Below are 11,749 nucleotides of genomic sequence, written 5' to 3'. Positions count from 1 at the left end.
CTTGACCTGGAACCGGCACACCCCGGCCGACGCCGTCACCCGGCTCGCCCGCCACCCCGAGGCGGAGGTTCGTGCGATGGTCGCCGTCCGGCCCGACCTGGGACCAGACCTGGTGGCGGAGCTGAGGGAGGACCCGGACGAGGAGGTGCGGATGCGTGCACGCCTCCACCCCTTCCCCCGTACCTGGGCCGAGTACAGGGCGATCCAGGGGGTCATCGGGCACGGTCCGGACTGCACCTGCCCGACCACCGAGCCGGCCGCCGGGCCGTCGCCCGACTGGTTCGCCGCCTGCGCGGTGTCCGAGGAACCGGTGCTCCGCCGGGTTGCGGCCAGTTGGCCGGGCCTGCCGACGGAACTCGTCGAGACGCTCGCGCAGGACGACGACGAGGAGGTGAGGATCCGGCTGGCCTGCCACCATCCGCTGGCTCCGCCGCACCTCCTCCTGGACGTCTTCGTCAACCGCCCGGTCCACCGTCCGCACCTGCTGACCCTGCCCGCGTTCCCCCCTACCGGCCGGACCCACCTCGTCGACCACCCGGATCCCGAGGTACGGGCCCTGGCCGCAGCCGATCCCGCCTTGCCCGACCCTCCGGTGGAGGACCCCGACGCGTCGGTGCGCCGAGCAGCGGCCGCCAACCCGAATCTGTCACCGGAGGCCCTGGAGGCCCTCCTCGCCGACCCCCACACCGCCGGGGGCGCTGCGGCCAACCCGGCCCTCCCCGTTCCGCGCATGCACGCACTCCTGGACCGCTGCCTGAACGGTGCTGTCGCCCCACCGGCGGCCGTCCAGCGCTGAGAGACGACGCCCACGTAGCGATCACAGGCATGGCAACCTCCGTGGACCATCGACTGGCGCCGACACACCAGACAAGCGGTCCCAAACCTCATCAACATTCCGGACATCAGCAAAAAGCGACTGCTCCTGCAACTCGTCTACACACGTTCTCCCTTCTCACCTACGCAGCCAACCGGCCAGCCAGGTTGGAGCCACGAACGCTGAAGCGACAAAATTCGCCCTCGGAGAAGAGGCACCCCTGCGACCACGGTCGGTGACCTCACAGGCCGTCAGGCTCCGGAACCCAGACCACCCGATCACAGACGCCTACCAGTACTGGACCCCTGAGCCGGTCGAGCCAGAATCCGGGAGTGGTGCAGATCACAGAGGATCGGTCAAGATTTTTGCCGGTAGCCAGGCCACCCAGGACCGAGAGGTGAAGGCACCGCCTCAGGTAAGGAGCGCAGCAGGTTGTCCATCTCTCACAGCGACCCCGCACCCGCGGCCCGTCAGGCGCCGCAGAAGACGCAGACCGATCCGTTCACCCACTTCCATGGGATCGGCATAGCCACGCTCACTGACAAGCAGAAAAGGCCAAGGGCCGTAGCAGGCACGGAATCCGGTGTGGCCTTGGTCGATGCAACCATCAGCCCCTGGACTGGACGCGGCCTGATGTTCACCATCCCCGATGGCCCATCGGCGTCTGTCCTGGCTCCCGACCTGGCCGCGGCGCTGAGCGCTCAGGAGACCTTCGTCTGCTCGATGGCCAAAGAAGTGCAAACGAGCTTCGTGGATCGGTTGGCGGCCAAGACCCTGCTGGTCCCCCGCAGTGACCGATGGCGCGAGGCGATCTCGACTGCACTGCTCGGCAGCTGGAGTGCACCGTTGTGGGCCGAGGGCCGCCTGTCCTCGACCGCCATCGGAGCGCTGAAAGCGGAGGCTCGCTTGCTGCACCGGCAATTGGTGCCGGTGTGGCGGCGCCGGACCCGGCACGGCCGGGTCTTGTCCCTGGACGCCGCCCTCAGGGACGGACTGTCGCTGTATGACCTGGTCGCGGCCGACGTCGACCTGTTGCAGCGGGTGGCGGGCGACGTGTTCGAGGACGAGCGGCTCAACGCCGTCCTGCGCGGCCTGACCCCGGCCGAGCGGCGGGTTGTGCTCGCGTACGCGGAGGGCGAGGGCACCACCTGGGCGGAGGCTGCGGCGTTCGCCGGCGCCACCGACCCGGAAGCTATCGGCGACCGGGTGCGACGCAAGGCACAGCACCTGGCCGCCGAGCAGCGCCGCCGCCTCACACAGCGTTCCGCCCGGAACGATCCCTTCGTCGTAAACCTCCCCACCCAGCAGACACGCATCTCCCTTACGGGGCACGGAGGACGGAGGCGCCCGCAGACTCCAGCCGACGAGGAGGAGTTGCGCCGCTAGCCCCGTAGCGGTGCAGGGACCGCGATTCAAGCCGGGAGAGGCAGGAAAGCTGCAGTTCGATGGCCATGAATCGCGGATTTTCTCGTGAGCAACGTGGGTCCGCCGCTGAGGCTTGCGCTGCTAACCCCCCGCTCCCCCACTCTTCGGCACTGTCAGATCCGCTGCCCGCGACACAAGGGCTCGGACTGCTGCACGCTCCGTCCCGCACGCGCACCCGGCGCGTCTGCCCTCCGAGCCCGAAGGACCACCGATATGACCGCCCGCCCGGCCGCGCGCCGTCTCTTCAACTGGACTGCTCCGCCCGTCGGCTTGGGAGTCCTGGCCCTGGCGGCCAAGGCCTATGCCGGCGTGCCCGGATGGGTCGTCGCGCTTACCACCGTGGCCGGTGTCGTCATCGGTGTCCTGCCGGCGCTTCTGCCGCAGGAGTCCGAGCACCGACGTGACGTGTGGCGAGACTGGCTCCGTCACCGGGAGCGCATGGTGCGTCTGCGTATCACCGCCGCCGAAGCACATACCGGCGCCGCGAGACTGGGAAATGATCACCACGAACAATCCGGCTGACCGCGCAAGGTACGCCACGGCGGCCTGGTCCCCACCGTCCTACGGGCTGGAACGCAACCGCATCGCCGCCGCCCCAGCCAGCGTGTGAGCGTTCTGAGCGCCTCCTATGTGCGCGGGTGCTTGGCCGCTGATGGGAGGTCATGGCTGGTCGAAGTCGGTCGGCCGGATCTGTTGGGCCCAACAGGTCGGAGTCCCGCACTACCGACCTCGCAGACTCTGGAACTCGCGAACTTCGGAACCTCGGCACTACGGAAATTCAGAACTCCGGCAGTACCGCATTCCGGTAATCCGGCAGTGCGGTACTCCCGAACTCTGTTTCAGCCTTCTGACGGCCTGACCCTCCCCAAGGACGTCAGTCCCACCGAGATCGACCAGGTCTTGGCCGCAGCAACCGCTATCAGCGGCATGGACAACGAGCTGGGCGGCGGCGGCATGGTCCGCGACGTAGCCAGCCTCGCGATGCAGTGGGCCGCCGGACTGCTGCGAGTGCAGTGCACCGAGCACCTGCGCGCAGACCTGTTCGCCTCCGTCTCACGACTCGGAATCGGCGTCGGCGCCTCAGCCTTTCATTCCTCGCACGACAGGCCGTGTGGATCGGCACTCCGGATGACGGCATCACGTACGCCGAGAGGCGAAGACTTGAGTGAGGTCTATGGATGCGAAGGCGGCGAGGCCGCTTACTTGGAGTTCGCGCCTTCGGGAAGATGGGAAATGTCCGCGACACCACGGCGGCCGTCGGAGCTGCCGATGAGGCGTTCCCCCGGGCCCGCCCTTCGGAAGACCCGCCGTGGATGGCCTACTACGACGCGGCACAGCACAACGGAGACACCGCCCACGCGCTGTTTGATCTGGCCATCCTCTCCGGGCAGGACCCGGGCAGAGCGGCCCCCCTTCGACACTGCGGTGCAGGGACACTCGGACTCCTTCAAGCGGTCCCGCGCGATCTCCCGCACCAAGCTGGCCGCCCTGATCACGGCCAAGGGCGACCCGCGGAACGTTCTGCGGCCCGCCGCAGTGGCCAGCCATCTTCCACGACGCACCGGGCCAGACGTAGGTGGCCTGTCGGAGTCAGTGGGGCATTACGGTGGGACACGAGGGCCTCCTGGCGGTCGGCGGTAGATGTTGCAATCCACACCGAACCCAGAAGGCCCTCACCCGTTCAAGCACCCAGCACGCGTGTCACCAACGTCCCGGGACAACACAACTAGCCCCCCGTCAGCGGGCGGCCCCTGCGGTGGCCGCAGGGGCCGCACGGTCCGCCGTGAATGCCTCGCAGCTTCTGCAGGGGTGGGGAGGGCGCTGTGCCGTTCCCTGCCGATTGCACCGGACGGACCAGGGCCCGGCCCTTCGGTTCGATCGCGTAACCGAGGGAGCCGGTGCGCATCGGGCGGATGAGGCCCCCCTGGATCAAGGCACGGATCGCTGATTTCACGGCACGTGGGGGCACGTGCCGGCAGAGGAGCGACGCGAGGCTTGGGCCGTCGTGGCCCTCCCATTCCAGCAGGAGCCTCAGAAGGGTCGCCTGGAGGGTGGAGCGGTTCCGACGGCGTCGGGTGGGAGCGGCGGCGGCCGCCTTCCGCTGCACGGGGCGCGGAGGCCCTTCCTCCTCGTCGAAGAGAGGGGGATGAGCGGAAGGGGCGAAGGCTGCCAGCTCGCGGCCGTACGAGACGGTCAGCATGTGGTTGTCGAAGGAGAGCGCTTGGATCGTGTCGGGCAGCCACAGTTCGGTGTTGCCTTCGCCGGTGTCCGCGTCCCAGATGCGTACCTCATTGTCCGGACCGCCGACCGCGACAACGGTTCTGTCCGGTGTGCTCCCGAGCCCGAGCACAGGGGTGGCCTCACCTTCAGCGGGAGCGCCGAGACGGACGGTGCTGAGCAGGCGGCCGGTCTCGGCGTCGGTGACGCGCACGCTGTGATGGTCCGCCCGCAGGTGCTGAGACGCCACACGTGGGCCGGAGGGGCCCACGATGAAGCGCACAGCGTTGACGCGCGGTGACGCGCCTGCTGGGCTCAGGACGCGCCGGACGGCGCCCGACGCCAGGTTCCACAGGACGATCTCGCCGTCGGCGCGGCCGGTGACGACCACGGGAGTGTCGCGGATTCGGCCCAGGGCTAGGGCCGACACCCCCTCGTACCGGCTCAGAGGACCGTTGCGGGGGCGGCCCGAGCCCAGTTCCCACATGTGGGTCAGGCCCTGGCTGTCAAGGGTCACGAGTACGGGCCGCCTGCTGGATCCTCCTGCCGAAAGGGCGACGACGGGACTGTCCGGCTGCCGGCTCCACAGGACGGCTCCGGTGTCGACCAGACGAACGACGATGCCCTTTCCCGAGCTGACAGAAGCGGATACGGGACCTTCACGAGTCGCTCCCAGAGCTACCGCGTACACGGGGCTGTCCCCGGCCATGCGCGCGCTGAGGAGGCTGCCGGTGCGGTTGTCCAGGACACGCAGCCGGTGGTCGCCGCAGGCGGTGACCACGAGTGGTCGGCCTCGGGGAGTGTCCGATGCCAGCGCTTCGATGCGCCCTGGGTGCACGGCTCCCGCGATGTGTTCCGTCCGGTCGGAGAGGTCCCAGACTCGACCGGTCGCGTCGTCGCCGCAGCTGACCGCCTTCCACCGGCCGGAATCCGCCATGGGGTCGAACGCCGCGACTCGACGGACGGGGCCCGTGTGACCCGTGTAGGTGTGCAGTTCCCTGCCGCTCTCGGCGTGCCAGCTTCGAACGGTGTCGTCCGCCGAGGCCGACAGGACGATGAGTCTGGCCAGGGTGAGGCGGTTTCTGCGCCTCTGGGTGACCGACCGGACGTGTTGGCGGAAAGCACTTCGATCCATGTGCCGCTCGTCGAGTTCAGGATCGGCGTCGTCCTGCGTCGGGTACGGAATGTAGACGGAGGCGAGTGTCAGAACAGCCTGGTGATGGCCCTCCAGCTGGTGCAGTCGCTCCCCTGTGCCGAGGTCCCAGATCCGGATCGTGCCGTCGGCTCCGCCGGTGACCGCCACGCAGGGGTCGGCGTCGTTCTCGGCCGGCAGATGCAACACGTCCAGGTCGCCCGGACGTCCCCTGCGGCTGAACGTGCGCGGGGAGTCGCCGGTGAAGGCGTCCCAGAGTCGTCCGGTTCCGTCGGCGAAGGTCGCCACGGCGATGGGATCCCCGTCGGACTCTCCGCACTGAAGGCCCGTCACCTCCGCGGTGAACGGGAGGGCGTAGATGGCACACCCATCCTTGAGACCGACGGCCACCACCTGTGCTGGCTCTTCGCCCGTCGCGGATACGGCGGTGAGCGCGATGGGCTCGGCCGGGGTCCCGGCGACGGCGAGCAGCCCGCGCAGCGTCCCGGACGCGGTGGTGAGGAGCACCCGGGACCGCCCCCGTTCGAAGTCCGTGACACGGAGCGTTCCGTCGTGGCCGACGCTCACCGCACACAGACGTCCGTCGTGGAGAAGTGTTTCCAGTCCGGTCACCGGGCCGTCGTGCGCCTCGATGGCCCATGAGGCGCGGCCGGTCCGCGCGTTCCACACGCGGAGCCACCCACGGGTGTCCGCGGTGACGACGAGGGTGTGACTGTCACAGGCGTGCGAGGCCAGCGCGGTGACACCCCCGGTATGGCCCTTCCAGGCGTGGCGCAGGGTGCCGGTGTCGGCGTGGAAGAGGCGGACCGTCTCGTCCGCACCTGCCGTGACAGCGAAGGGCTCGCCGTCGACCACGGCGACGGCGAGATGGCTCAGGGGCCGGCTGTGTCCGGTGAACGAGGCCCGGAGCGCGGGCGAGATATTGGCAGCGGTGGACCACGCGCACTGCCAAGGCGGGTTCTGCTCGCCCGACGGGGCATAGAGGGCACGGCTGATGTCGGGGTGCTGGTGGCGTACGGCGTCCACCGCCAGGATGTGGCGCCGCTGTGCGGCCCGTGCTGCGGCGTGGTGCGGCAACGATGTGCGATAGATGGTGAGAGAAGTGTGGTCCTGCCGCCCGGCCGGGGACGAGGCGAGGATGCCACGCGCGTCACCGTGGACGAGGAACTCCCAATCGCCCAGCAGCGAATCCAGGCGGCCGGCCTCGGCCGCGTGTTCGGCCGCATGCCGCAGGAGATACGGCGATGCCCTGTCCCAGCGGAGGACGTCTCCGTCCGCGACCTCGGCGGTCAGCAGGTCGAAGACGCGCTGTGCCATGCGCCTGTGGGGGGCGGCGCTCCCGTCGTCGTCGACGTCGTCGGGCGGAACGTTCACGCCTGCTGTGCCCCGTCGGCCGGCGGAGCGGCCAGCAGCGCGGCCACCTCCGATGTCTTGAGGTACTCCTCCACATGATGGAAGCGATAGGTCTGGTGAACGGAGCAATGCCGGTCGATCTCCACCCCGTCGAACAGGGCGGAGATGCCACGGACCGGCAGCGCGACGAGGTCTCCGGGGTCCGCGAGGTTGACCCAGCGGCGCACCGCCTCCGGCCTTCGGCCCCGGCCGCGTTCGGGGCTCGGCGTCAGCCGGTGGAAGACCGCCTTCGGCAGAGCCAGCGGCGAGCCCAGCGTGATCAGGAGCGGTACTTCCAGATCTCCGCAGTCATGGAGGGCTTCGTAGGCGACGACGCTGCCCAGCGAGTGCGCGATCACGACATGGGGCTGATGCGTGGTGAGGGCCTCCCGCACCCGCTTCTGGACGGCGAGTCGGGCCGGGCCGGGCTCCAGGTAGCGGTGCACTTCCTTGGCGAAACGGACCACGAACCACTCCATGAGGCCGGGGGAGCACGCCTTAGAGGCGACGATGTCCTGGAGTTGGGAGCGCAGCAGGTAGGTGAGCCAGCCCTGGGCGACGCCCGCCGGAGCCGCGGGCGATTCCAGGAGAGCGAACATGTCCGCCAGAATCGCCTCCTCGGAGTCCGAGAGTTCTTCCAAGCGGCCGTCCTCGCCCTGGTGGCCGCTGTCCTGGAGCAGGTCCGCGTAGTAGGCGACACGTACATCGGCGTCCGGCGTGCCGCCGGCGGCCAGGTGCTTCCCCCAGAGGGCGGACATGTGGCCGGCGACCGTCTCGGGGTCCTCGTTCACGCGGAGGTTGCCGATGCCGTGGATGCCCAGGATCTTCATATGGCCTCGCTTCGGCGAGTGGTGTCGAGTGGGTACGGGTGGACCTGGAGGTAGTCGGCGAGGCCTTGGTGGAAGAGGCGGTACAAGGCCGAGCCGTCGGTCTCGACACCCGTACGCAGATAGAAGGACCCCGCGTCGAGCAGCCCGCGGACGTGCTGCAGCAATTCCTGACCGGTCGCTCCCCGGAGGCCGCGGCCCGGTGCCGCGGCCGGTTCGGGCGCGAACTCGGGTGCGACGGCCGCTACCGCCTCGGTCGGGAATCCGTCGCCCTTGGCGAATGCGACAGCAGCCAGCACCGCACGGAGGTCCTTGCTGTCGGGTCGGTTGTCGATGTCGAGTTCGAGGACGCCCGGCAGGCTCCTGGGGACGGTGCAGCCGCGCGCGACCGCGGCATCCACACTGTCGGGCGCCGGCTCGGTGGCCAGGACGTGGCCGAAGATGCGCGCTACGAGGAACGGCCCCCACTCGTGCATGCGGTCCGCCTCCTCGGTGAGTGCCGCGGCCACCGTCTCGGCCAGCGCGGCTCGAACAGGCCGCTGCTCGGGAGCGCTGTAGTGCGGCAAGGAGGAGAGCCTGCGCAGCATATGACTTCGAAGGTCACTGCGGATCTCCTCGACCGGCACGTTGTCCAGGTCCAGCAGACCGCCGTCCCGATCGGCCAGGGCCAGCAAGGGGCCGGATCGCCATCGTCGCGTGCCGACCAGCAGCCGCACCAATGATCGTCCGTCCGCACGCACCGCCTCAGCCAGCGGTATCAGCAGTGACTTCATGAGGTCGTCAGGGTCCTCCGCTTCGTCCAGGGCGTCGAAGACGAGGGCGGGTACGGCGGGGAGTGTGCTGACTTCGGAGATCAGGTCGGCCACGGTCCACTGTCGCTCCGGCTCGATCGGCAGCTTCCACTGAAGGGCGATCGAGGCCAGGACCGCGTCGATGTCGCGGCCGCGGGAGTGGATCGCGGCCAGGAGCGGGTTGGGTGAACACACTCCTTCCGGATTCTGCGCGGTCAGGTAGGCACGGATGTCGGGGGCGGCGTCGATAACGGCTTCGTGTCCCGAACAGACCAGAGCGCCCAGGAGAGCCGACTTGCCCGAACCGGGCGCGCCCGTGACCACGCGCAGTCCGCCGACCCGGTCGTCGTCCAGCCAAGTCGCCAGCCACTCCAGCTGGGACTGACGGCCCACGAAATGATCGCCCACTCGGTCCATGAAGTGCTCGGCGTCGAGGTCCGTCACGAAGGCTCGAACGGGGGGCGCGACGTCGTTCAGCCTTTCCAGGCGAGTGTCGGGGCGCCAGCGCGGGTTCGGGAAGAAGGGAAGCTCGGGCAGTTCCTGCGAGACGTCCACCCGCGTGGTGTGGATGACCTGCCTGCTGCCGAGTGCGTCCAGGCTTCTCTGAATGGCTCGGGTGACCCGGTCCCAACGAACGAAGCGAATTGAGGGCGAGGTGTCGAGACCGTGGTCGGCGATCTGTTCGAGGACCTCCGCCACGGCCTCGCTGAAGCGGCCGTCGTAGGCGGGGAGATCAGGGCTTGTCGCCGCGATCACCCATGCGTTCAGCTCGCCGTCCGGGACTCGGGTCAGTTCGGACAGGCGAGCGGCGCGACCCGCACGGCACAGGTCGACGACGAACAGGGTGGGCTCCGTGTGCTGGTGAGCGGTCCTCACCCACTGGCTCACATCGGTTCCGGTGCCGAACGTCGCACACGTGGGAACCATGTGGATGTGTTCCTGACCGGCCGCCGCCGGCGAGCGGTTGAGATCCGCCGCCGGAGCTCCGTGGGACATGGCGTGCACGATCCTCGTGGTGCTTGAGGTGACGGCGTCGTCGCTGTGGAGCGTCACGGTTCTTCTGTCCGGTTCGGCGACCGACAGCACGTCGTACCCGACGCGCTTGTAGGCGAGGTCGAGTCGGGACATCAGCCCCGGGACGAAGGTGAGCCGAGGCCAGTCGGTACGACCCGGTTCCGGCTCGGCATGCGGGTCTGTCGTGGTGGGGAACTGCTCGACGCCCATGAGCAGCACCTGCTCCGTGCCCGATTCTCCTGTCCCCACGTGCGCGCTGTCCCTCCCCGATGCGGTCCACCCGGACGCTACAAGAAGCCTCCACGACAAGGGTAAGTGGCGGACAGCAGCAACTCGAACGGGCCGAGAGCCCTCCTCACGCGCATCCGTGTCTGGCTGATCCTCTTCGTCGTCTGTCTCGTGCTGAGTGGGGTCACCGCCTTCCCGCTCGTCACCGAACTCCGGCGGCAAATGGCCTGCTCGCCGACGTCGCTCAAGGTCACGATCCGCTGGTTGTTGCCCGACTGCGCGGTGCACTTGAAGACGCTGGACGGCGGGTTGATGTGGCGAAACTGCTGGAAGCAGCCGCACTGAATTGCCCCGGGCCGCACCTGACGGAGGCTGTTGCCCCGCCGTAGGTCGCGCCGACCGGTCGAACGCCCCTCGGCGGCATGTCAGTGGCTACTTCTACGCTTCCGGCCATGCACATGGACGATCTTGTTTGGCAGGCGGGCAATAATCGCGGCATTTCTCCGGGGAGGGTGGGTCTCCTGTTGGAGCATGGTCACCTGGACCTGGTGATCCGGGCGGCGGCGGAACGCGGCGAGTGGTTCTGCGCGGAGGGCGCGGTGGAGGAGCTGTGCCGGGCGGGGGAGTTCGCAAGGGCGCTGGAGGTGATGGCGCCGTTCGTTACGACCGGGTGGCGGACCGCTCTGTGGGCGAAGGTCGACATCCTGCTGCGGGCGGGCCGGACGGAAGAGGCCGGGCACCTGGTCTGCCCGGACGAAGCAGGACACGCGTCGACGACCGAATGCCGCAACTTCGCTGAGGTGCTCGCCAGGGCAGGGCGCATCGATGAGGCCATCGACCTGCTCGTTCCGCACATCGGTGAGTCGTGGATCCGGTCGGTCCTGGTGGAGATCACTGAAGGTCAGGGCCGTGACGAGCGGGTGCTGGAGTTGATCGCCCCGCATGCCGAAGCCGCGCGGAGAGTTTGTGACGAGGGCCGGTGGGACTACTCCTGCTCGGACGCGCAGGAGCTCCAGGCCCGGGTGCTGGAGCGCGCGGGCCGCGCCGACGTGGCGATCCGGATCCTTGGCCAGGACATAGCCGGGCGCCGCTTCCTCGCCCAGAACACCCTCACCGCCTACGCCGAACTGCTGGCACGTCACGGCCGGCTCGACGAGCTCCGCGAGCTGGCCGCCCAGGATGCGCACACCTGCCTGGACATCTACGCCGGCGCCCTCCGCGCCCACGGCCAGGCCGAGGAAGCCGAGGCCGTGATGCGCGATGCCATCGCCGCTGACGACTGGGTCGGGTATCGCGCCTGGCTCTCCTCGACCTTGCTGCGGGATGGCCGGCTGGACGACGCGATCGCCGTCGCCGAACCCGGCTTCAGCTGGTACGACTGCTCCAACCTCCTGGCCCCACTCGTCTACCCGCTTCTCGACCGCCCCGAGGAACTGCTTCACCTGCTGGAGCACCCCAGTGTCATGCCCCACCACGGCCACGAGGAGTACCGGCACTGGTGGCGGGCCTTCGCCCTCGCCGGCCTCGGCCGCATCGACGAGGCGATCGCCCTGGCCGAAGCTGATCCGCACCCCTGGACCGACCCCCGTATCGTCAAGGCCAACCTCCTCACCACCGCCGGCCACCTCGATGCCGCCGCCGCTGAACTGCGCGCCCTCGGCACGGTTAAGGCACATGAAGAACTGTTCGAGGTTCTGGTCCGGCAAGGCCGGGCGGCCGAAGCGATCGCCGCCCACCCCACGGTGGCCGAGCAGCGGGCCGCCGAACCGAAGCCCGAACCTGTCCCCCTGGGAGAGAACGGGTACTCCCTGGAGCCACCCTTCTAGGGTGGCGTTGTCACGCCCACATCAGGAGTGATGCCAGGGCCATTGCGTAGTCGCGATCGGTC

At 69.1% G+C, this 11,749-nt stretch carries 7 protein-coding genes and 2 pseudogenes; 5 read left to right on the top strand and 4 right to left on the bottom strand.

Annotation, left to right across the window (positions count from 1 at the left end; translation table 11 throughout):
- From ACNPQM_RS36010 to ACNPQM_RS36000, 3 genes and pseudogenes are all read left to right on the top strand, one after another.
- A pseudogene (locus ACNPQM_RS36010) lies at positions 1-796 on the top strand (hypothetical protein); the annotation flags it as partial.
- Positions 797-1,447: 651 nt separating this feature from the next.
- Positions 1,448-2,200, top strand: a complete 753-nt coding sequence (locus ACNPQM_RS36005) for a hypothetical protein (protein ID WP_418087264.1) — start codon at positions 1,448-1,450, stop codon at positions 2,198-2,200.
- A gap of 252 nt (positions 2,201-2,452) precedes the next feature.
- Positions 2,453-2,761 (top strand): hypothetical protein, encoded by a 309-nt coding sequence (locus ACNPQM_RS36000; RefSeq protein ID WP_418087263.1) that lies wholly within the window; start codon positions 2,453-2,455, stop codon positions 2,759-2,761.
- Positions 2,762-3,755: 994 nt separating this feature from the next.
- Here the strand turns inward: ACNPQM_RS36000 and ACNPQM_RS35995 are convergent.
- From ACNPQM_RS35995 to ACNPQM_RS35980, 4 genes and pseudogenes are all read right to left on the bottom strand, one after another.
- Positions 3,756-3,854 (bottom strand): annotated as a pseudogene (locus tag ACNPQM_RS35995) (IS481 family transposase); the annotation flags it as partial.
- Between the two features lie 111 nt (positions 3,855-3,965).
- On the bottom strand, positions 3,966-6,983 hold the full coding sequence (locus ACNPQM_RS35990) for a WD40 repeat domain-containing protein (RefSeq protein ID WP_418087262.1): 3,018 nt from the start codon (positions 6,981-6,983) through the stop codon (positions 3,966-3,968).
- Positions 6,980-7,831 carry a serine peptidase gene (locus ACNPQM_RS35985; RefSeq protein ID WP_418087261.1) on the bottom strand — a complete coding sequence of 284 codons (852 nt, stop codon included), beginning with the start codon at positions 7,829-7,831 and terminating at the stop codon, positions 6,980-6,982. Before ACNPQM_RS35985 ends, ACNPQM_RS35990 begins: the two co-directional genes overlap by 4 nt.
- Positions 7,828-9,882: a hypothetical protein gene (locus ACNPQM_RS35980; protein WP_418087260.1), complete on the bottom strand. Its 2,055-nt coding sequence runs from the start codon at positions 9,880-9,882 to the stop codon at positions 7,828-7,830. Before ACNPQM_RS35980 ends, ACNPQM_RS35985 begins: the two co-directional genes overlap by 4 nt.
- Positions 9,883-9,948: 66 nt before the next feature.
- On the opposite strand from ACNPQM_RS35980, the gene ACNPQM_RS35975 reads away from it, so the two are divergent.
- Together ACNPQM_RS35975 and ACNPQM_RS35970 are read left to right on the top strand one after the other, a co-directional pair.
- Positions 9,949-10,206, top strand: coding sequence for a hypothetical protein (locus ACNPQM_RS35975; protein WP_418087266.1), 258 nt, complete (start codon positions 9,949-9,951; stop codon positions 10,204-10,206).
- A gap of 113 nt (positions 10,207-10,319) precedes the next feature.
- Positions 10,320-11,687 carry a hypothetical protein gene (locus ACNPQM_RS35970; RefSeq protein WP_418087259.1) on the top strand — a complete coding sequence of 456 codons (1,368 nt, stop codon included), beginning with the start codon at positions 10,320-10,322 and terminating at the stop codon, positions 11,685-11,687.
- Positions 11,688-11,749: the final 62 nt, after the last annotated feature.

Origin of the sequence: Streptomyces sp. NPDC056231 (assembly GCF_048270745.1) — a bacterium.
Taxonomy (GTDB): Bacteria; Actinomycetota; Actinomycetes; order Streptomycetales; family Streptomycetaceae; genus Streptomyces.
Note: the sequence above shows the minus strand (reverse complement) of the source record. Positions and strands in the feature narration are given on the sequence as shown.

Bases quoted from the DNA above. Each gene is read 5' to 3' on its own strand.
- ACNPQM_RS36005 (WP_418087264.1), top strand. From the start codon at position 1,448: ATGTTCACCATCCCCGATGGCCCATCGGCGTCTGTCCTGGCTCCCGAC.
- ACNPQM_RS36000 (WP_418087263.1), top strand. From the start codon at position 2,453: ATGACCGCCCGCCCGGCCGCGCGCCGTCTCTTCAACTGGACTGCTCCG.
- ACNPQM_RS35985 (WP_418087261.1), bottom strand. From the start codon at position 7,831: ATGAAGATCCTGGGCATCCACGGCATCGGCAACCTCCGCGTGAACGAG.
- ACNPQM_RS35970 (WP_418087259.1), top strand. From the start codon at position 10,320: ATGGACGATCTTGTTTGGCAGGCGGGCAATAATCGCGGCATTTCTCCG.